The sequence below is a fragment of the Telmatocola sphagniphila genome (genome assembly GCF_018398935.1).
Classification (GTDB): domain Bacteria; phylum Planctomycetota; class Planctomycetia; order Gemmatales; family Gemmataceae; genus Telmatocola; species Telmatocola sphagniphila.
Genome location: NZ_CP074694.1, coordinates 1030050 through 1051290, shown reverse-complemented (window position 1 = coordinate 1051290; position 21241 = coordinate 1030050). Strand labels below are relative to the sequence as shown.

General features: G+C 52.2%; 20 protein-coding genes and 1 pseudogene. 5 read left to right on the top strand and 16 right to left on the bottom strand.

Annotated elements, in window-relative coordinates; genetic code table 11:
* Nucleotides 1–130: 130 nt before the first annotated feature.
* Genes KIH39_RS04540 through KIH39_RS04530 form a run of 3 tightly spaced genes read right to left on the bottom strand, consistent with a single transcriptional unit; the run spans nt 131 to nt 954 of the window.
* Nucleotides 131–286 (bottom strand): hypothetical protein, encoded by a 156-nt coding sequence (locus KIH39_RS04540; RefSeq protein WP_213498081.1) that lies wholly within the window; start codon nt 284–286, stop codon nt 131–133.
* 30 nt (nt 287–316) lie between these two features.
* Nucleotides 317–493 (bottom strand): hypothetical protein, encoded by a 177-nt coding sequence (locus KIH39_RS04535; RefSeq protein WP_213498080.1) that lies wholly within the window; start codon nt 491–493, stop codon nt 317–319.
* The gene (locus KIH39_RS04530; RefSeq protein WP_213498079.1) at nt 490–954 is read right to left on the bottom strand and encodes a helix-turn-helix domain-containing protein; all 465 of its coding nucleotides are present in this window, start codon (nt 952–954) and stop codon (nt 490–492) included. The genes KIH39_RS04535 and KIH39_RS04530 overlap by 4 nt, the downstream gene beginning before the upstream one ends.
* A gap of 152 nt (nt 955–1106) precedes the next feature.
* On the opposite strand from KIH39_RS04530, the pseudogene KIH39_RS04525 reads away from it, so the two are divergent.
* Nucleotides 1107–2189: pseudogene (locus tag KIH39_RS04525) on the top strand (IS630 family transposase).
* 536 nt (nt 2190–2725) lie between these two features.
* Here the strand turns inward: KIH39_RS04525 and KIH39_RS04520 are convergent.
* From KIH39_RS04520 to KIH39_RS04480, 9 genes are all read right to left on the bottom strand, one after another.
* Nucleotides 2726–3130 carry a DUF4279 domain-containing protein gene (locus KIH39_RS04520; protein ID WP_213498078.1) on the bottom strand — a complete coding sequence of 135 codons (405 nt, stop codon included), beginning with the start codon at nt 3128–3130 and terminating at the stop codon, nt 2726–2728.
* 24 nt (nt 3131–3154) lie between these two features.
* A complete protein-coding gene (locus KIH39_RS04515) occupies nt 3155–3304 on the bottom strand; it encodes a hypothetical protein (RefSeq protein WP_213498077.1) in 150 nt (49 codons plus the stop codon).
* Between the two features lie 742 nt (nt 3305–4046).
* The gene (locus tag KIH39_RS04510) at nt 4047–4400 is read right to left on the bottom strand and encodes a hypothetical protein (protein WP_213498076.1); all 354 of its coding nucleotides are present in this window, start codon (nt 4398–4400) and stop codon (nt 4047–4049) included.
* Nucleotides 4401–4673: 273 nt separating this feature from the next.
* On the bottom strand, nt 4674–5990 hold the full coding sequence (locus tag KIH39_RS04505) for a hypothetical protein (RefSeq protein ID WP_213498075.1): 1317 nt from the start codon (nt 5988–5990) through the stop codon (nt 4674–4676).
* 334 nt (nt 5991–6324) lie between these two features.
* The gene (locus KIH39_RS04500; RefSeq protein ID WP_213498074.1) at nt 6325–7473 is read right to left on the bottom strand and encodes a hypothetical protein; all 1149 of its coding nucleotides are present in this window, start codon (nt 7471–7473) and stop codon (nt 6325–6327) included.
* Between the two features lie 43 nt (nt 7474–7516).
* Complete coding sequence (locus tag KIH39_RS04495) at nt 7517–8812, bottom strand: heparan-alpha-glucosaminide N-acetyltransferase domain-containing protein (RefSeq protein ID WP_213498073.1); 1296 nt, start codon at nt 8810–8812, stop codon at nt 7517–7519.
* On the bottom strand, nt 8809–9252 hold the full coding sequence (locus tag KIH39_RS04490) for a hypothetical protein (protein ID WP_213498072.1): 444 nt from the start codon (nt 9250–9252) through the stop codon (nt 8809–8811). The genes KIH39_RS04495 and KIH39_RS04490 overlap by 4 nt, the downstream gene beginning before the upstream one ends.
* 86 nt (nt 9253–9338) lie before the next feature.
* Nucleotides 9339–10364 (bottom strand): DUF1559 domain-containing protein, encoded by a 1026-nt coding sequence (locus KIH39_RS04485; RefSeq protein WP_213498071.1) that lies wholly within the window; start codon nt 10362–10364, stop codon nt 9339–9341.
* A 369-nt stretch (nt 10365–10733) separates the two neighbouring features.
* The gene (locus KIH39_RS04480; RefSeq protein WP_213498070.1) at nt 10734–11090 is read right to left on the bottom strand and encodes a hypothetical protein; all 357 of its coding nucleotides are present in this window, start codon (nt 11088–11090) and stop codon (nt 10734–10736) included.
* Between the two features lie 718 nt (nt 11091–11808).
* Between KIH39_RS04480 and KIH39_RS04475 the strand changes: the two genes are divergently transcribed.
* Nucleotides 11809–12165 (top strand): PilZ domain-containing protein, encoded by a 357-nt coding sequence (locus KIH39_RS04475; RefSeq protein WP_213498069.1) that lies wholly within the window; start codon nt 11809–11811, stop codon nt 12163–12165.
* Between the two features lie 65 nt (nt 12166–12230).
* Here KIH39_RS04475 and KIH39_RS04470 read toward each other — a convergent pair whose 3' ends face one another.
* The 3 genes from KIH39_RS04470 to KIH39_RS04460 all read right to left on the bottom strand — a co-directional run bounded on the left by KIH39_RS04470 (nt 12231) and on the right by KIH39_RS04460 (nt 15766).
* Complete coding sequence (locus KIH39_RS04470; protein ID WP_213498068.1) at nt 12231–13214, bottom strand: Kelch repeat-containing protein; 984 nt, start codon at nt 13212–13214, stop codon at nt 12231–12233.
* Between the two features lie 168 nt (nt 13215–13382).
* Nucleotides 13383–13988 (bottom strand): CIA30 family protein, encoded by a 606-nt coding sequence (locus KIH39_RS04465; RefSeq protein WP_213498067.1) that lies wholly within the window; start codon nt 13986–13988, stop codon nt 13383–13385.
* Nucleotides 13989–14104: 116 nt separating this feature from the next.
* Nucleotides 14105–15766, bottom strand: a complete 1662-nt coding sequence (locus KIH39_RS04460; protein ID WP_213498066.1) for a YXWGXW repeat-containing protein — start codon at nt 15764–15766, stop codon at nt 14105–14107.
* A gap of 328 nt (nt 15767–16094) precedes the next feature.
* On the opposite strand from KIH39_RS04460, the gene KIH39_RS04455 reads away from it, so the two are divergent.
* From KIH39_RS04455 to KIH39_RS04445, 3 genes are read left to right on the top strand one after another with little or no spacing between them, the layout of a single operon-like run.
* A complete protein-coding gene (locus tag KIH39_RS04455; RefSeq protein ID WP_213498065.1) occupies nt 16095–16577 on the top strand; it encodes an RNA polymerase sigma factor in 483 nt (160 codons plus the stop codon).
* A 37-nt stretch (nt 16578–16614) separates the two neighbouring features.
* The gene (locus KIH39_RS04450) at nt 16615–17130 is read left to right on the top strand and encodes a hypothetical protein (protein ID WP_213498064.1); all 516 of its coding nucleotides are present in this window, start codon (nt 16615–16617) and stop codon (nt 17128–17130) included.
* A gap of 13 nt (nt 17131–17143) precedes the next feature.
* The gene (locus KIH39_RS04445) at nt 17144–18703 is read left to right on the top strand and encodes a hypothetical protein (RefSeq protein WP_213498063.1); all 1560 of its coding nucleotides are present in this window, start codon (nt 17144–17146) and stop codon (nt 18701–18703) included.
* 3 nt (nt 18704–18706) lie between these two features.
* Here the strand turns inward: KIH39_RS04445 and hrpB are convergent, their stop codons facing one another.
* Nucleotides 18707–21223, bottom strand: coding sequence for an ATP-dependent helicase HrpB (gene hrpB, locus KIH39_RS04440; protein WP_213498062.1), 2517 nt, complete (start codon nt 21221–21223; stop codon nt 18707–18709).
* Nucleotides 21224–21241 lie beyond the last annotated feature (18 nt).

Genomic DNA, 21241 nt, shown 5'->3' with positions numbered 1-21241 from the left:
ATTAGCGGGCACGGCTAATCTGAACAAAATCTTCTCCGAAGCGTCCGCACCCTAGCTTTCCATCACTCATCTAATTTGGGATAGAGCGATTTTAGTTTATTCCGGGCGTCATCAGTGCGGAACTGCCAGTTTACACCGCGTTGTTTCGCATGGATGGCCTGGGACCACGCTGCGGTTTCGCATTCCGCGTCCGCATCAAGTCGGCCAACTCGTTCGCCCAGTCGGCCTTCGTCCGTCGTGGCCGGGCCGTCACCCGACGCCAACCCGACTTCGGTTCGCGGAACACGAACAGACTCGCCGTTTTGGCCCGCTCGTATTAGTAATCGATCCGCTTCGGATGCGTCCGCGTCCGCCGGGATCGGCTTACGGGTCTCGGCACCGGCTGCTCATCCATGCACACCACCGGAATCTGCGAATCAAAGGGTTCCGCGTACACATCCAACACATCCTCCATGCCCGCCACGAATTCCGCGTCCGCCTTCGGTGGAATCACCCAGTACTCGACCTACTTCGCCGTGAAGCCGTTTTTTTGAGTGTCCGACGCACTGTCTCGTAACTGATCGAATCGACGATCTCCAACGCGACCACCCGATCGGCCAGCAGTTTCAGTGTCCAGTTCGCATAGCCGGCCGGCGGCGGCCCTAACCGCATGGCGATCACCTTCGCCTCTTGCTCACCATCGAGTTTCGTCGGCCTCGGCGGTTTCTTCTTTCCGTTCAACGCGACCTCGAACCCTTCCGTCACCAAACGCTCTCGCAGCATCTCCACCGTTTGACGTCGACACTCGAAGGCCTCCACGATCCGGGCATCCGTCCAGTTCGGACCATCCGCATCCGCCTTCAACAAAATCTGCGCCCGGCGAACCTTCATCGCCGAACCCTTCTGCCGACGAATCACCTCCTGTAACGTCGCTTGCTCCTCGACCGACAACCGAACGATGTATTTCTTTTGCATGGCAGCCCCTCCCTAAGCTGCCAGTATCATCGGTCAGCGAACCGAGCGCAATCCCAAAATATTACTGTGAGGGAGCACTAGTGTAGTGTCTCAGAAATAGCGTTACTTTTAGCTCCTTTTTGCGGTTTACTCTATAGAAAAGGAGAAAACCCATGAAAGTCGCGCTGCCAATCTTACTTTCTGACGAGGAACGACAAACTTTGACTTCTTGGTCTCGGGGACGAAGTACTCCCGCTCGGCTGGTCCTGCGGGCGAAGATCATACTCGCGGCGGCCGCGGGTGTACGGAACAAGGACATTGCTCAGCAGTGCGGCACGTCGAAGCCCACGGTGGCGCTGGCGGACCCGATTTGCGAAGCTGCGTTTGGCGGGTATCGAACGGGACGCTTCGCGGCCGGGTCGAACGCCAGCGATCAGCCGGAAAGTCGTCGAAGAAATTCTCCGCAAGACCACTCAGGAGAAACCTTCTGGTGCCACGCATTGGAGCACGCGAACGATGGCCCAAGAGGTGGGAGTGAGCAAAGCCACCGTGCAGCGGGTTTGGTCGGCCCACAACTTGAAGCCGCACTTGCATAAGACCTTCAAGGTATCGAATGATCCTCAATTCGCCGAGAAACTGTGGGACGTAGTGGGCTTGTACTTGAACCCTCCCGAGCACGCCCTGGTGCTGAGTTGCGATGAGAAGAGTCAGATTCAAGCCCTTGATCGTACGCAAAAAGCTTGCCGATGGTACCCGGCCGTTGCGGCACTCTGACTCACGATTACATGCGTCATGGCACCACCACTCTGTTCGCGGCCCTGAACGTGGCCGAGGGAATTGTGATTGGCGAGTGCATGCCGCGACATCGACATCAGGAATGGATCAAGTTTCTCAAACGGATCGATGCCGCCACCGATCCGTCCTTGGATTTGCACTTGATCGTGGACAACTACGCCACGCATAAGCATTCCAAAGTTCGTCGTTGGTTGGCCCGGCATTCTCGATTCCACATGCATTTCACCCCCACGAGCAGTTCCTGGATGAATCTGGTGGAGCGTTGGTTTCGCGACTTGACGGACAAACGACTGCGTCGAGGCACATTTCGAAGCGTGCCGCAATTAATCCAGGCGATTGAGGACTACATCGATCATCACAACAACACAGGAAAGGGATTCCAGTGGACCGCCAAAGCCGAAGTTATTCTGGAGAAAGTCCGCCGGGCGAGGGCTACCTTGGATAAAACACATTCTGTGTGAGACACTACACTAGATCCTCCGGCCGATTGGCGAGTAGCTTATCATAATCTTTTTGATGTTTCTCCTGATGAAGCCGAAAAAGTACTAATAAATGACGAAGAAATCAGCATTTGGAGTTTATGTTTTTTAGAAGATTTGCTTCAACTTGAAAACTCAACTATGAGATGCTTGTTAGATGTGGGCTGGTATCCTCACGCTGATCCAAACGGTTCTTATAAATCGACTCTCGTCGCGTTATCTAATAATAAGCAAGCAAGCGAAAGGTCACTTTACGATTGGGCAAACCCCTTATTTACCAAATCAACTCGATCACTGCTCGAATTGGTTAAAGTAATCGAAATCATAGTAAATGGTAGCTGAAAATAATTTGACTATAAAATCAAATTTCCCTTCTGAAAACACCTTATCAAATTGAATGATCGGCGAGAAAGTACCAAACACTAACCAGTGTGCATTTGTAACAACTACCTCTTCTTTATGGGGACACCATCACTTTTCTCGAACTTTATCGGGTTTCAAGTTTGTTTGGTCGACAATCAATCAGTCAATATTAAATCAATGTCGAGGCTAGCTCCCAGAGAGGCAAGTTGATCAATTGTTCCGGCTTCGAGCAAACACGAGGGAGTACCCTCATCAATATAAACAGCCATCGAGACCTCAACATTTAAACCAAATTCTTGAGCTGCAAGAATCAATTCTTCTTGGCGAGGCCCAATAACTGCCAAAAGCTGACATATTGCTGAATCCAAATCATTCGAGCGCATTTGAGGCAATGCGAGAATCCACGCATCTTGTTTACGAATCAGTTGGGTGCGTTCGACAGCGTCTCCTTGCCTCCACGTTTTGGTCGGTTGAAGCTGGATCAAGTCACTTATAGTTTCCGGAACGAATCCCAAGCCGGTAAGCTTTAGAGCAATAACTACAGTAGATTCATTAGTCATTGATATTACTCCGTGTCATTTGGATTAATTCGTTCCTGCAATTACAAATTTATCGACGATTTTTGTGTCTTTTGTATTTTTTGCAACGAATTTTGCAATCTGAGAGGGAGTCATTTCAGTTGGTTCTCCAGGATCACTACTTTCCATCAGTTTAACTAAAAATTTTTCCCTCATCTTTTAACGAATCCTACCTAAACTTTGGCTTCCACTTGTAAGGGATATTAACCATAGGCTAATGTCACCTTGTTGATTACATCTTTATGTCGCAATTTTATCTAAGGCAGGATGCCGCTATCTGAAGTCCAGTGTGAAGTAGCAACAGATGTCTTATTTTAATGAGGACACTATGCCCTCTCTCACACAAGATTACAAGGGGATATCGGACTCTTTGCGGGCTATTCCTTCCTGGCATTGGCAGATAGCAGTGCCTCCCAAATCAATATCTGGCTACGAGTCATGGAGACAGATAGGAGTTACCAGAGATGGTGTTTATTTGCGTATCACAACAAAAACAGCGGAATGAGGAGAACAACAGACAGCACTAATAGCAATCCTGGTTTGAAGCGGGAAATTGGAATTCGGCTACGAAGACAGTTTGTATAAAAATATCTGGAGTGCAGAAAATTCTTCATAGGATAGGGCACGATTGCTATTGGGATTTCTCGGGCTGTTATCGCAATTATTAATCCATCCAAGAGCTTCGCTACTCCACAATGCAGAACTTTTGCTTGAATTTATTAATAAATCGACCATCGGATATATTAATTTAACGGGTATCAACTTCAAGTTTTCGAATGCAATAGCAATCTTGGAACCAATCTCACTTATATTATCGCTCGAAACTGTCCACACTGTTGGCATTAACAAAAGAGTTGCAATATGTGGATTATCTGAGGCTTCAGCGATTCGGAATAATTCAGTCCATCGGAATGCTGGCAGTTGCCAGTGTCCGCCTCCTCTTCCGACAGTAATATTTCAATCCATCTGCCAAGAGGACCTTGTAATTTATTTCATAGTCCTCAGGAAAGTTTGCGTACTCTATTTCAAGTGACTCTCCGGTATGCAAGGGGATTCTAATAACGGGCCATTCTTGTTCGTCTGTTAGCTCAGTGATATAAAATTCTTCGATTTGATCAGATGTGCATCCAAATAATGAATCAACTGAATCGGCATCTATCGTAGAAATTGGCCCTTTTGTCAAGTTCCATAGATAACATGCCCAAAACACCTTTTTATCAAGCAAATCCAGTCTCAGCTTGCGTTTCAGCATTTGAATCCATCTAGCACGGAATATCTCATGGAGGAATGGTACTGCCAATTTCCCATGTCTATTCGCAAAAGCTGTACCTCTTCAATAAGGACAATTTACCTTTGCTTGCACATGCCTTGTAAGGGATTTCGGACGGGGATTTCAGGCTATTTCTTCCTGGCACTGGCAGGTAGCCAGTGTCATCCAAATTAATATCCGGCAACGAGTTACGCAGACTGGTAAGAGTTGCCAGAGCCACACTGCAGCTTGAATCAACGACCGACTTTCAGCAAACTACGACACTTCCCCGAAGTAACCGCTCCAGGCCAGATCCAGCACGTCCGGAGTCAGTTCCAGAGGCTTCCCGTGAAACCGGCAGACGTCCCGCGAGCGCTCGATCAGGTCGCGCGGCTCGCACGCCCGCAGTTCCTTTTTCTTCTCTCGGTATTTCGCCAGCAATCGATCCGTGACCTCACTCCCGACTTCCACGCCCTGCTTCGCCGCGTACGATTTGAAAATCTTGGCGTAGTCTTCCTCGGTAGGTGCCCCGAGATAAATTCGATACCCCATACGGCGTAAAAATGCCGGATCGGTCACGTCTTCCAGCGTCAGGTTAGTTGCGATGATCAGAATATGGCGTAAGGGCATCTGCAATTTCTGACCGGTGCGAAGCGTGAAGTAGTCGATCTGATGCTCCATCGGCGTGATGAACCGATTCAGCAACTGCTCCGGTGAAATGCGTTCGCGACCGAAGTCGTCCACCAGGAAGACCCCGCCATTGGCCTTCAAGTGAGGCGGCGCTTCATAGAACTTCATCGAAGGAATGTAGACCAAATCCAGCAGATCCAGCGTCAATTCGCCCCCGACGATAACCATCGGACGGCGGATTCGAATCCAGCGCTGATCAATCCCGTCGATCTTGTCGAACCCTTCAATTTTCTGGTGAAGCTGGGGGTCGTAGAGGCGAATGATGGTTTCGCCGACACTGATGGCATGGGGAATCCAGTAATCGCCCGGCAGCGCGGAGTGAATGAATCGCCCCAGACTACTTTTGCCATTACCGGGAGGACCGTAGATGAACAGACTGCGCCCGGAGGAGACCCCCAGACCGGCCAACTGCGCCGCCTTGGGAGAGAGCACCATGTTGGAAAGGGCTTTGGCCACGGTATCCGGAACCACCGCGGGAGTATTGGCGAACTGCCAGCGGAGCATTGCCGAATAGGCTTCCAGGCTGACGGGGGCGGGGCCGATGTAGCCGCACACGTCCATCAGACGCTTGGCGTGCTCGCGACCCATTTCAGAAATTTTGTAGTGCGAACTGGTTTCCGAAGTCTGCCAGAGGGTTTCAATCAAGCCGTCGTTGGCGACTTTCGAGAGTAATTCATCCGTAAGGGCCGGCGAGAGATGGAGTTGTTTGCTCACCCAGGCCGTGTGGAAACGGGGCACGGTATAGGCCAGCCGCATCAGAAGATCGCTCAGCTCGTTGCCCGGCAGCGCCGCCGATTCAATGGTCTGCGGGGCACGCGGAGCGATCAGATCGCCGGCTCGCCCCAGAGCGGGAAGAAAAGGATCTTTTTCACGGGCTTGAGCAGTTGTAGCACTCGCGGTCATCTTACTTGCATCTCCTTAGAAATTGAGATTGAAGCTCCGAGCTATGGGGGAGCGTTGCGGTGGCTGCGTACGAATCAGGTTCAAGGAGAGGGGGTCAACTGCCGGTCAACTCTGCCGTTCGATACACTCCTAAAACCGTGCACTGTCTATTCGAACGGGCCGGATTCGACCAATTTCAAAATATATCTTATTCGATTCGAAACCGAGATGCGACAGGGAATTTAGACGAACGAAAGTTCGATCCAGCGGCAAAGTCCGAGTCCCTGAGGCGAGAAATGAATACGATGTGTCGGGAATTCCTGCGAAGTCCCTCGAAGTTCGGATTTTTCCCCCGTCAGAGTTTCAGGAACAATCTCTTCTTTTCCAGATACCTCAGGAAAATATACAAGATGGCCAGGTGCAAACCGAACGACGCCAAGGCATACCAGAGGGGAGAATCCTTCGGGGCGTATTTTTTGATCGGTTCGGCCACCATCGACGAGAGGATGTAGGCCGCCAGGGCATTGCTGCCTAGCGTGCGGAACAAACCGAACTGGAGTCCCGCGTAATCCGAAAGCAGAACGAAAACGCCATAGACGAGAAAGGAACAACCGGCCGCAAATGTGAGATATGACAAACTCCCGGAGCGCTGACTCATCGTCCAAAGGTCGCTGGGCTCGATCCGCTTTCCATTCTGATCCACGGGGGGATGCACGAACGGCGGTCCCGCGAGGTAATCCTGCCAGTTCCCGGAATGATTGCTGAGGGCTGCGTTGATCTTGCCCAAACTGGAAACGCCGTAACCGACGGCCATTACGACTATTCCCAGCAAAATGCAAAGAGCAGTTGCCCGACCGCGCGGGGACGAGTTCACAATATCGTGGCAAATGGACCCAGCCAACAATGGGATGGTCCAGGTAAGAAAACCGAGCGGACCGCCATCGATTCCATGCGGGTCAGAGTTGACAAAATCGTAGTAAAACCAGTGGGAAAGTCCCAGGTGAGCCATTCCAGAAGCCAGGGCGAAAAGAACTCGGATTTGAATAGAACGGGCCATCACTGGCATCACCCACAAGGACGTTACCGCGATATGCACCAGCGTTTGAAAAGGTTCCCGACGTAATCCTTCGTTGAGAAATTCGAGTAAGGTCATCTCTTGAAGCCTCGCCCAGGTATCGCGGTGCCCCCCCACGTGATAGACCACCAGTCCTAACAGGGTCAGACCGAGACAGCGCCAAGCGACATGGCCATAAGCCGCCCGGGCCCCTTCAGTCTGCAGACGCCTTAAGAGCGTGAGCCGATAGGAAAAACCGACGGCGAAAAAGAACTGGGGCATGATCGTATCGGCGTAGCTGCAATAGGTGTTGTGGTGTTTAAAAAAAGCAGGTAAGGCGACAAAGCCGGCGATAAAGTTCACGAAAAACATTCCCAGAACGGTGTAGCCTCGAAATTGATCCAGACTGGCAATGCGGTTGGACGTCGACTGCGATGCGTTCTCAGCCATGGTGTTCTCGCGGAGATACTGTCTGAAAGTCGGAGGGATTTCGCTACATGCGAAGGAAAATCTTCTTCTTTTCCAATTGGCGGATGAAGGAATAGGTCAGCAGAAAGTAAACGCCGAAACTACCGATCACCCAATATAAAGGGGCATCGCTCGGTGCGATGGAAGCTACCGCTCTCGAAATAATCTCGTGAGCGAGATAGCTGGCTAGCGGATTTTGACCAAAAGTTCGCAAAAGACCCAGGGAAATCTTCAGCCCATCGCTCAAAAGGAGGAAGGCGGCGAACACCAGCAAACTATAACCGAGAGCGGTGAATTGAAAGGGCAGACTGACGATTCTTTTGCTCACTAGCCAATAATTGTATTCGCGCTGTTCCTCGGCCGCCGGCTGCACGAACGGGGGCAGAGCACGCAGTTGTCTATAATCGATATTTTTCCAATCGATAGCGGGGAGAATTACCGGGGAAGTTGCAATGACCAGACCCGATTCCTTTTGAGTGGGGGGTTGAGTGACTGGATAGAGCATCGCAAGACAAGAAATTAAATAACCGACCGCCGAGCACAATAAGCCCGCGAGCAATACGGCAATGAACGCCGTTCCCTGACGAAGGCCGACCATCAGGTCGCAAACCAGAGTGCCGGCCAGTTGCAAAGAACCCCACGCCAGGAACCCCAACGGACCGCCATCCAAGCCGCGAATCGAAGTCGAACCGAGAGAATCACTCAAGATATTGGGGCGTCCAACCAGGAAATTGAAATAAAACGCGTGGCAAATAGCCAGGTGAAGAGCCATGCCGAAAAAAAGATAGCAGATTCGCCAGCGGGCTCGGGCTCCTGCCACCGGGAGTACCCAAAGTGATGCGACGGCGATAATCGTCAGGGTATTCCAAAACCCGCTTTTCAGCAGTGGCATCAGAATGTCGAGTGTGTTTTTGCTGGTCAACTCCCCCCACGAAAGCGATTTATTTGCCGAAAACTCGAGCACCACTCCGATCAGCGCCAGTCCGAGAATTCTTCGAAGAAACCGCAGCAGAGTTTGCGAAGTTCCCACCTGGTTCAACAGCCGGAGAAAGCTCAGTCGCAGCGAAAATCCGACGGCGAAGTGAAACGCCGGCATGATCGTATCGGCGAAGCTGAAATAGGTGTTATTGTGACGCAGGACGGGGGCTCGTTGCTGAACCCAGTCGAAATCGCCGATAAAATTGACGAAAACCATTCCGAGGACGACAAATCCGCGGAATTGATCCAGGGAGTTCAGCCGTTGCTTCTGGGAATCGGGAAAACGGCTCGCGTTCGAGCCGTTTTGTGCCCCGGATCCCTCATGGGCTGTTGTCCCGTTCATTTGTGTTTCGTGTCGAGTTTGATATCCAAAACGCGGGCTTTAATTTCGATGGGGGCAAGTTCGTTTTTGCCTGGGTGAATCGTCACCTTCAATCCGGAAGTTTTCGGATCGGAGAACTTTCCATTGAGTTTATCGGGTGAAGCTTTTTTCGTCCTGTAGGCCGGCCAGGAAAGAGCAATTTTATACTCCCCTTCCGGGGCTCCGTCATTTTGCGAGTAAGTGGACATCACAAATTTTCCCTCCTGATCGCAAGTCGCCTGCGGAACGATGGATCGAGTCCCCCAATCCCCTTCGTGATGGAAAATGATACTCGCTCCCTTGGCCGGTTCTCCGTTGATGAGAACCTGCCCCGATACCGGCTGAGGAGGATGGCCATTATAAGGATCGCCCGAACAGGAAATGCAGGCGAAGCTCAAGATTGCAACCCAGAAATACTTCATCAAACCTCTCTCTGTGAAAAGGGTCGCACTCGGCATTTCGTACCGAGTGAGCAATAAGGTTAGAATCCAAGACCGGGATATCGATCTCAATAATCGGGCAGGACCTGGCCGTCCCGAAATGAAATCAGCAGAATTGCGGTTCTCGGGTCGAGAGAGGCTTTCACGAACTGAACGTGTCCATCGGCATAGAGCACGTTCGCCCCCACATCGTGGAAGGAATAAATTCCCGCGATATTGGAGCAATTAATCACGCAGGGCCCGCCCCCGATGGGATTTGTACCGTCGTAGCTGGAACCGCCGAACCACTGGTCCCCGTTATTTTCATCGGCCCAGCCGTTGCCGGAAATGTAAAGCGAAGTCGCGGCCGGATTGTACGGCGGGGTAGCCATAATTTTGTTGCCCGCCCCATAGACATTAGGCGCGCCGGCCTGCTCCCCCACCAGCCAGGTGTTGGAAGTCCCATCCGAAATATCGAGCATTTTCACCTGGAAATTGTCGGTGAGCACGCCGTTGTGATCGAAATTCACGCCGGGAACATAGGTGCCGGCGAAGGATCCCAGTACGCCGCTAATTCCTATGTAATCGCTGGCGGAAACCGTCCAGGAAGAAGGTCCCGAATAGGGGCCGTAAGCGTTGGGGTTATTGTCCCAGGTGTCCTGATACACGTTGCCCTGACTGGGGGAAGCGGGACACATAAAGGTTTTGATTTTGTTGGCGGCGGGATTCTGCGTCGGATCGAGGGAATTGGTGTTATTCGGGGGTGAATTGAAAGGAATATTGTAGTTGAATTTGGCATAGAGATTCTGCTGTTCGATATACGGCAGAATCATCACGCCCCAGGGAAGATACGCGATCTTGTTTCCGCTTGAATCCGATCCGTTATCGTTGGATCCAAAAGGGAATTTCTCATTGGTATCATGGAACATGTGCAGGGCCAGTCCCAACTGCTTCAAGTTGTTGGAACAGGACATGCGAGCAGCGGCCGCCCGGACTTTTTGTACCGCTGGCAGTAATAAACCGATCAAAATCGCAATAATGGCAATTACTACCAGCAACTCGATCAGAGTAAAAGCTGATCGAGCCCGGAGTTGCCTCCTGGAAACAAGTGACATGTTGATCTCCGCATCGACGAGGGGATAGATATGAGTCACGGAGAGCCCGCGTCGATAGAGTTTGAAATCTTCCGTGTGATGCGAAGTTAGCAGAGCTTTCAGAAATACACAAATGAAATTTTTATCATATTAGTATCAGTCGAAATGCTTATATTTCTTCTGGGGAAATAAACTTCGGCCTGAATTGGGAATGAAAACAGATTAGCGAGCCTCATTACTCTGAAAGGAATCCAACAGATTCCAGCGAAATAACTCTCGGGGAGAGCGATTTTCGCTGGATTTTGAACTCGAATCTTATTTGGAGCGGCTAGAAGTGGTCTTCTGCAATTCGCCGCCCCTAATCGTTCGAACGAAGAAGCTAAATTCAGCTCACATCTGAGTCGAAACCCGCAACCCGGGGGAATATTTCATCAGGTCTTCTTCATCACAGTTGCAATCCGCCGACGAGTTAAGACTACTGTCCTCGGCCATATTGGCGTGAACGAACCTCAGCCATTCGTAGAGTGCTTTGACTTCCGTTCGATTGAGCTCGACTTCATGATTCTGTGAGTCGACGTCTTCATTGCCCTCCAGGGAAGAGAGCCGAATGGTCAACCGCTTGCTGAACTCCGCATCCCCAGTCCAAGTGAAGAGATCCAGCTTGTAGAAATCTTCCGGGATGAGTCGATCGTCCGTTGGCAAAGATCCCGCTTTGAAGCGAATCTGAAAATCAGTACGAAACTTCATCGTGTACACCTTTCCTATGGGGTAGAGAAAAAAGGTATCGAACGCCTGCACTTTCCCATTTCTCAATAACTTGAATGATTTCAAGAAATTCAATCGATCTATACAGATGGGAAAATTACAGAGTTCGTTAACTTCAAACTTAATATAGCCCACCCGGACAAGGAAAAACAACAAGACAAATCGCCATTTTCGGGCAGTCCGCATAAGTACCGAAGTTATTGTCCAATAAGGATTTATATTTATTTATGAAACATTAAAATTGTACCGCTTTTAACTCTCTGGTCTGCTCTGAAAACGTGGCTTATATAAACTGGAATATATTTAAAGTACACCGACAACTCTTTTCTTAGTGATAGTCTTTACAAGCAAATATTTTTTTGGCATTTATTGTTTTTTTTCTGCGCTTTGGATTTAACTGCTCCTACCTCAGCTACTTTCGTAATGAATTCGCGTTAGGGCTCTCTCCGGACTTCTTATCCGGCCGCAATTTTTTTAGGCCCTCTACTCACTTCCTTTGCGAGAATTCGCAAGCTCCGAGTGCTCGGGACTACGCAAAGCCACTCAACTTCTAACCGAAAAAGACCTCGCTTAGATGGGCGTCCTACAGGCCAATCGAGAAATCTGAAATTCCTCGATTGCCGAAGGATTTCTCATCCGTTACTGAACAGTGGCTTGCTTCGCGATTCACCCTGAACTAGGTTTGAACAGGAGAATTGCCATGAACCAAGTTCAACTTCCCATCAAAAACCATCGTCTTGCGCGTCGGCGGAGCGCAAAACCTGGATTGCGCGTCAAATGTTTGAAGGGAACTATGGGAATTGGGAAGAATTTGGCTGTCGGGATTCTCGACATCTCCGAGACGGGAGTTCGATTGGTGATCTCGGCGGATCTCGAGAAAAATCAGGATATCGAATTAGAGTTCATGATGCCGCAGCAGTCGAAAGCGATGAAGGTCATCGCATCAGTTTCCTGGTGCGTGGCACTTCTGGACGGCACTTACTGCATCGGAGCTGCCTTCAAGCATTCCCTGAGCTATTCCGATTTTTCCGTGATCGCGCAGTTCTCCCATAACTGAGCGCAAATCCTTGAAATCGGAGCAATTCCGGACCAAATCCGGCAGCTCACAAGCTCGGTTGACATTCACTGAGGAATTTTGACTGTCTCGACTTCAGTTACGTTCCCCTCCGAGCCCGCTCCCCCGAGCACCAGCACTGTCTCTTTTCCCACCGGCACCAGCCGATGCACAATCCGTTTGATTTTCACTTCTCCGACCTTTTCCCAGGCGTCGCCTTTTGCCGAGAGTCGAAAAACCGGACCTGCGGAAGTATTCAGGATAATTCGGTCGTTCAAAGTGCAAGCGGCAGGAGAAAAACCCGCTTTGTCGTCCCCGGGTATATCCGGCCCTTTCGACCATTTTCCCGTACTGCAATCCAGAATATCCACAGTTCTCTCGCTCTCCCCTTCGCCATTCAGCCCGGCGATCGCGTAAACTTTGTCGCCGATGGCGGCCAGAGTCATGGCCCGTCGTTCGAAAGGCTGGGGGGTACTCTCCCACTTGGCATTGGGCTTCGAAAGATCGAGTGTCAGAGCCGTCTTCGCCCAGATTGTACTCTCCTTAAGCCCGCGCATTTGCCAGCCGCCCACAACGACGAGTTTATCGCCCGCTACTACTACTTCGTGCGAGGATCGACCGGCCGGGAGCGGGGCTAGTTTTTCCCACACCTTCTTGGCCGGGTCATAGCAGGAACAATCGGCCACGGAATGTAGATCCGCTTTAGCACCAACGGCGTTGCGCGGCTGCATGCCGCCCACCAGATAAATCTTGCCTTTGTAGCTTGCCAGATTGGTTCCCTGGAGGTGTTCGCCCGCGGGCAGGACTTCCCATTCTTTCCCGCCTTCTAAAGCGCAGCGGTGAAGCGTATTCAATACGCTCGTCGTATCGTACGAATGCGATTTGCCGACATGCCCGCCGTAGATGTAAACATAGCCCTCGCAAGCGATCGCTCCAAAGCTGGAAACCGCTGCCGGCAGAGGCGGAAAGTGAGACGCTTTGTTCTCTTCCGCTCGCAGTACCGCAACGCTAAACAGGCAAAGCCAACTCAGAATTAACAGATGCCGAGCCATGATTTCTCTCCGGATCCTGATGATCGGTCAATCGCTTGCATTCGGGGTGAGACCGTGCCCTTAGAAGACACGATATTCCCTGTGAAGTCAAGTAAGAGAAGTCATTTCGCATAAATTCGAAGGGGAAGAAGAAGACCTAAAAAAGCGTCCGATCCGGTTTGCCTACGATCAATGATGCTCGAAAGTCCACATTTCAGCGAAGAAGGAGAACGCCTCCGCACTTCGTCTTTGCACGCGAATCCAATCGATTTCCAGGCAGAAACTGCCCGGCGACTTATCGGACAAAAGAAAGCCGACCGCCGCAATTTCGGACGGTTCCAGGGATCCCGCTCCGGGAACGGGACGGCCGAACGAAGTGGCCAAAAATTGATCGAAAGTAAACCGGTGGGTCAACCTCTGATTTGCAAGGGTAGCGATCCGGCAGCGGTAGGAGAATGCGGTCTGGGGACGATTGGGATAGAGATTGAAGGAATATTCCCGGCCGTCCCCGATCAGCTGAGCGATCAAAATATCTCCCGATTGCAGGTGGAGATTTTTGGGGAGTGTGCGGACCGAGGCAAATCCGCCATTGCGTTCGAGCGATAAATCGCCGGTGAATTGCAGGCTCTTTCGCTCCGTCCGGGAGATTTCGCTCCGCGAAATGCCCCCCATCACATCGTCATTCACGACGTACCACTCGTGAATCGAAGTGGGCCTGGAAAAATCGAATAGGGATTGAATAGCCATCGCAACAACTGAAGATCTGGGAGGAACTCGCTGGCTCTTATCCGACATAAAAGCGGAAGCAGGTTCCGCAAAATATGCTATACGTTTCGGTGGGCTCGGGGAGGGAGTAGACCGAAATTTCAAAGGACTCCTCCGAGGAGGAAGATCACTTTGGCCAGAATCCCTTAGGGCTTATCGCGATCCCGTTTCTCCCCGGATTTTTTATCGCCGCCTTTTGTATCCGATCCCCCTTTGGAATTGGGCAGAGTTCCGCCGGGTGCGGAAGAGGGATTTTTCGGAGTTATCGCAGGTCCGACGCCACTCGGCACATTCGGACTGCCGGGTGTCTGGGGGAGTGTTGGGAGGCTTCCTCCCGCGGTTGGCAACTTCGGAAGCAAGGCGGGTGAATTCGATTTTGGAATCGTCGTCGAATTCGAAGAATTCGGGATACTATCCCCCTTCTTTGGGTTGCCAATCAATTCCGCCTTGTGCTGAATCTGTGTCGGCATCTCCAACTTCATGACGTTGGTTCGCTGCGCCAGTTGTCGAGGAACGGTCAGGGCGACTTTTTGGATGCCGTCCGCATTTCGACTTGGCGAAGAAATCAAATGCGTTTCCGATACCGCGCGACTTCTTCCCATATCCTGGATCTGTCGGGCAATTCGAACCTGGTCCTGCCGAGCCGATTCTGAAATCGGTTGCAACTTCAGACTCGAGGTGGAATGCGAATCCCGAATGCTCGAAAGCATGGTGACACTCTGGATCTGTTGTCCGCCGAGCACCGAGTTCGATTTGTTGAAATTGTTGACCAGCGTGTTCTGTTGAATCAGCGTACTCGGAGGACGCAGCGCCGGATTGTTGTGCCGCGAGACGTAGAGATCGACCAAGCCGCGATTCCAGGCCGGATCGGTGCGGTTGGTTACCCGATAATAAGAAAACATCGGATCGTAGAAGCCGCGTGCGTAGGCGAAGCCCACTGCCACGTTTCCGGAGCTGATCCAAGCCGTGAAACCTCGATCCGCATAGCCCGAACCGAAGTAGTCCCCGAAGTAGTAGGAACCGGTTCCGCGTCGGACAAACAGAGCCCGCATCATGTGATCATCGCGAATCCAGACCGTCGGCGTGTAGTAATAGGAAGGCCGGGTGTAGATCGCCGTCCGGAAGTAGACCGGAGCGAATAGCATTCCGCGATCGGCCAAGGCATAATCCCAGTAGCCGTCGATGAAGATGTAACCGCAAGGTGTCCAGCGATAATGGGCGGGAACCCAGATATAACCGGGGCGATATTCGATCCAGTACCCGGTTCGCCAGGCCCAGTGCCCTTTCCATACCCAGGCGCCGTTGACGTAGGTCGAAGTCTCGTTGGGGGCAGGGACGTTGGGGCCGATATCCAGAGGGGCGGGCGGCGGCGCGTAGTACTGGATTTCCGATTGCTGCTGCTGAATGGGATTCCAGAAACCGGCAACCCATTGGTAGCCCTTATCCGTCTTTCGCCAGCTTCCGGGAACCCAGGTGCGATTGGGTGGCGGCACACGCCAGAACCCGCTTACCCAAAGATAATCCGCTCGTTCTTCATCCCAGGCCCAGTAGCCGGGAATCCAAACTACGGTATCCCCGGCGGGTTTCTGGTCGGGCGGAATTTCGTCGATCTGTTCGGGAGGAGCTTTAGTGACAACAGTGCCGGGAACGGGAGCCTGCTCCGAGGAACTGGCGAAACCTTCGTGAACCGGGCCTTTCGCCAGAACTTCTATATTGGGAATCTGGACTTCCTGCGCGTACGCACTCGAAACCGCTCCGAAAAGGATAGCTGAAGCGAGAATCAGAAGAAGTGATCTCAAGGAGCACATGACATCGTTCCGACTGGGGGGAGATGGAACATTTACAATCTGTTAACGTCGGGTATTTGGGTACTTGCGCGCAGTGAAAAAGATTATTAGGGAAGATTTAGATAAGGAATGATTTTAGCCGGCAATTTCCCCCAAGATCTCATGGTGTGTATGTCAAAATACGTCTCTTATTCGGGCTGTAATGATTAATCGGCGCGACTGAATTGAGGGAGGAGTGACTCAAAAGGCGGCCAACGCTCTGACACGTCCGAGAACAACCTTCGTATTATTTAGGAAAGCGGTCCATATCTATTTGAAATGAGCTCCCACTGGAAACGTTATAAAGGTAATGGATCCCGATTTTCTCAGCTACCTGATCGATCGTTACGGACCGGCCTTGACGCTGTACGCCCGACAGTGGTGCAATGCCGCGGATGATGTCGTGCAGGAATCTTTCATGAAGCTGGTTCGACAGAACCCGTTGCCGACGCAACCGATCCCCTGGCTTTATCGAGTGGTCCGAAACGCCTCGATCAGTCAGCATCGGGCGGAGAAGCGGCGTCAGAACCACGAAACCAAAGCGGCTCAACGGGCGGGAGCCTGGTTTTTACCCGCCGATGACCCTGCGGGTTTGGACGCCGTGCGAGCGACTCAGTCTCTCGGCGAGCTTCCAATTGAACAACGTGAAATCATAGTCGCTCACCTTTGGGGCGGCCTGACTTTCGAACAGATTTCCGACGTGGTCGGTGGTTCCGCGGCTACAGTCTGGCGCCGTTATTCGGCCGGCCTGCAACAACTGCGACACATACTGCAAGTGTCCCAGGAAGATTGATCCTACCCGAAAAATAAGTTGCCCCTGGATTATACCAATGTCTGACATGAATTTTGATCCGCTGGCCCAGGCGTTACGGAATCTCCCACCCGTGCCGCATGCCCTCAGCCGCGAACGTTTGCTCTTCGAAGCCGGTCGCTCCGCCGCCCGCAATCCCATGGCCTGGGTCTGGCAGAGCATGACGGCGATTCTCGCGGTGACCACTATCGCTCTGGCTTGCTTTCTGGTTACGCCTCCCAGACAGGGATCAGCGGATGTCGCCCTCACCCCCAGAACCGGAAATGGACCGAATACTTCTCCTCCCGCACCTCAAGTGAAACCGGTCATTCCCGAAGATTCCATGACCATTGCTGTCCCCGAATTGACGCCGGAGATGATAAGCAGTATTCGTTTAAGACAGGAGATCCTGGAAGGGGGCATCGATCAACTGCCGGACGAACAGCCTCCTTACGGTCTCGCAAACTCCGCGGGGGGTAAGTCCATCTTCGAATTGACGGATGGACTTTCGGGCGGCGTATTTGCTGTTCCAGTACCCCGAGATTTTAAAAAATAATGGATTTCCCTCTATGTCAATTTCCGCCGTGCGGTTCGCCAGTCTAGTCAGTCTGGTCTTACTGCTTCTCTTCAGTTCCAACTATCTGACCGCCCAGACCGACGAGAAAAAAACCAGTTCCAAGACCCCGGAAAAGTTCGACGACGCACTTCCCAAGCAGACGCTGAAAAAATTTTCCATCTCAGGCAAAGCCGCCCCGACGCCTCGTTTGAAGTATCAACTTCAGGCAGCAGTCAGCCAGCGCGTTCCGGGAAATGCCGCCCTGTCGTATTATCGATCCATCCTCTTGCTGAATGAATTCAATCAGCACTTGCAATCGAAACTGACGACGGCCGAGGAAAAGCGGAAATTCTACACGACGGATGAAGAATTTTATTACGAAAATCTGCAGAAACCTCGAAAAGAAATTCCTATTGAGCAGTTTCGCAAATTCGTCGAAGACCGGCTTTCCATCCTGGCGTTAAAGGAGCTGCGCAGTGCCACACTTTGTACGGGCTGCGATTGGGACACTCACCGTAGAATCGATCAGGAAAATGTCAGCCTGTTGCTCCCGGAACTGAATTCAATTCGCGGTTTGGCACGACAGATCAACTATTCCACCCGTTTGGATGTACTCGACGGAAAATTCGATGCGGCCATTCTCCATTTGCGCGATGGAGTGACCCTGGCCAAACGGACCGGTGAAGGCAATACGCTCATCAGCATGCTGGTCGGCATCGCCGTGATGTCTCAGCAACTGGGCGAGATTGAGTTTTTGATCCAGCAGCAAGAGGCTCCCAACCTGTTCTGGGCTTTGACCGACTTGCCCACTCCCTTTCTGAACAAGCAGGGAGTCATCGAAGGGGAACTGCGTGGCATGGCCTCCCTGCTGGCGAGTTTCAAGGCGGCGGATCAGGGACCAATCACCGAATCGAAAGCGCAGGACCTTTTCCTGAAGATGACCGAGCTTTTGCGCAAGATCGCCGGTGGAGATAGCAAAATCTCTGTTCTGGAAGAATTCGGAATGCGAGCCGCTTTGCACATAATGATTGATGCTCAACAGGCTCAAGCGAAAAAAACGCTCAAAGAGGCTGGTAAATCGGACAAGGAAATCGAAAGTATGTCCCCGACCCAGCGCTACATGGTGGCCGAGTGGATTGTTTGTCAGGACGTGCACGACACGCTTTTTACCACATTCAACATGCCTCTGTTGCAAGCTTCAAAAGAGTTCGATAAGCAGGAAAAAAAGCTGAAAGAATTAGTATCCGACAGCCGGGCGAAAAATCCGCTGCGAAACCTGCTGATGCTGCAAATCCCCGCTATCGTCAAAGTTCATCAGGCGAACGTCCGGCTGGAACGACAACTCGTCGCCCTGCGACACATTGAAGCCATTCGACTCTATGTTGCCCGCATCGGCAAACTGCCAGAAAAGTTAGAAGACATTACCGAAGTCACCCTTCCGAACGATCCCTTATTCGAAAAACCAATTGAATATCGGCTGGAAGCGGGTAAAGGCATACTTTTACTGCCGAATCGGCCGGAAGAGACTGCGACCCCTAACAATAATTTCCGCTACGAAATCTCGCTCAACTAGTACTCAACTTCTACGCCTCGGCCGGCTCTCGGCGGGAGCCACGGTCGGATCGTCCGGCCAGGAATGCTTGGGGTAGCGGCCGCGAAGCTCTTTGCGAACGATAGGATAGGTATTCTTCCAGAAACTGGCTAAATCTTCCGTGACCTGTTGCGGCCGATAGTTCGGGGCCAGGAGATGCAGCAGTACAGGCACGCGTCCGCTTGCCACCCGGGGGGTTTCGGTTAAACCGAACATTTCCTGAATCCGAACCGCCAGGATCGGAGGACGGCGAGCCTCATAGGTCAATCGGATTTCATTCCCCGAGGGAACCGCCATCTTCTCCGGAGCTTCATTCTCCAATAAATTCCAGATCGGTGAGCCCAATTTCTGTCGAAAGGCGGATAACCAGTCGGCGTTTCGTAGATCCTCCAATGACCGGCAGCTGGGGATTAACCAGCCGGCAATTTCAAGGAGTAACGCCTCATCGCAAGCTGGAATTTCGCGTTCTGGCAGCCATTCGCGTAAACATTCCCAGCGGAGCAGAAACTGTCCGACTTTCGAATCGGCGGCGGGGCGAATAATCGAGACATCGCGCTGAATTTTTTGAAGCAGCACACTGCTCGTATCGTGACCCTCCGGTATCTGTGCGGATTTCTCCTCCAAGATCAGATCCTGGAAATAGAGGCGTTTAAAGGCGGTGAATTTTTGAGTTCCCTCGTCCCATTCCACCTCGATCCGGGATTCCAGTTTATGACTTGAGATCCACTCCCTCTGAATCCCATGGGCCATGCGAACTCTCGTCTCCCCATTCCCCGCATCAATATCCAGAGCCAGAAATAGCATCGCTTCGCGCACCCGGCTCATCGGATGCTGGAAGGTTCCTCGCCCGCCCACCATCAACCCCTTCAATCCTTTGGGAGTTCTCCGGCGGCAAAGCCTATCGGGATAGGCGTCCAACAAGGCCCGAGAGAGACCTCGCTCCAGATTCTGTGAGTCCCGTCCGGAATCCGAACGTTGCCGCGGCGTCAGTCGGCTTAACTCATTTCGGGTCTGGAGCAGGTTTTTCGCGATCCCCCGATTCAATTCCCCTATCGGAGTTCGCCATTCATTGGTACTCTCGAATGTTTGCAAGGCCTCGAGCTTTTCCATCAGATCGGATTCCACCGACTGCAAAGCCTCCATCCCAAAACGTGGGAAAGGATCTCTTTCTGAGAGTAACGCGGCCGCCAGACTGGCCTCGTCTAGACAGCCATAGTCTTCTGCCGAGAGCAACAATCGAGCAAGACGCGGATGCACGGGAAGCTGAGCCATTTGATCCCCGAGTGGGGTCAACCCGTTTTGATCGATGGCTTCCAGCATCTTCAGCAATTCCATCGCCTGCTTCACGGCCAGCGGATTGGGAGGCGTGAGCCAGGGGAATTGGAGCGGATCTTTTTCTCCAAATTTCAACAGTTGCAGAATGGCCCCTGCCAGATCCACCCGGCTGATTTCGGGAATCGTCTGAGCCGCGCGCGATTTCTGGGCATGTTCCGACCAGAGCCGTACGCAAATTCCCGGTTGCGTTCGCCCGGCCCGGCCGCGCCGCTGTTCCGTGGCGGCCTGGGAAATATTCGCTCGGATCATGCGATCCAAACCGACGGAGGCGTCGTAGCTTTTCTCCCAGGCCGTGCCGGTATCGACGATTCCGGTGATCCCTTCCACCGTCACGGAGGTTTCCGCGATGTTGGTGGCCAGGACGATTCGCCGCCGTCCTTGGGGTTTCAAAGCGTGATCCTGACGGTCGGGCGGGAGATCGCCATACAAAGGGAGAATCAGCAAGTCGGGAAACTGCTGCAACAGTTCATCCGAAAGCCTGCGAATCTCATTCAGATCGGGTAAAAAGACCAGAAGATCCTGCGCAGTTTCGTCCAGAACATAGTCGATGGCCCGGAGAACTGCCGAGAGATCGTTCTCTTCGGGGGCCTTGGGTTGATAGACCACCTCGACTGGGAACATTCGCCCTTCGCTGGTAACGATCGGGCAGTCTTCAAGAAATCGGGAGATATTTTCCGCATCCAGCGTGGCCGACATCACGACCAGTTTCAGTTCGGGACGCACGGTTTCGCGGATCAGACGGGCCATTCCTAAAGCCAAGTCGGATTCCAGACCCCGTTCGTGGAATTCATCGAAGATCAGAACTTCGACTTTTTCCAGAAAGGGATCCTCGTGAAGCATTCGAAGCAGAATGCCGGGTGTCACGACCAGAATACGCGTGTTGTTGCTGGCCTGCCGGTCGAAACGCACTGCATAACCGATGCGGGCACCAATCCGCTCCCCGGCCTCCTGCGCCATGCGAAGAGCGGCATTACGCGCGGCAATTCGGCGTGGCTCGACCATGACTATCAGCTTATCCCCTGCTAAGCCGGCTTCGAGAAGGGCGGGCGGAACTCGAGTCGTTTTCCCCGCGCCGGTGGGAGCTTGCAGCACCAGGGCGGGATGTCGGGAAAGACGGTCGACCAATTCCGGCAGAACAGCATCGATAGGAAGTGCGGATCGACTCATTGAACTCGCGGCCAAATT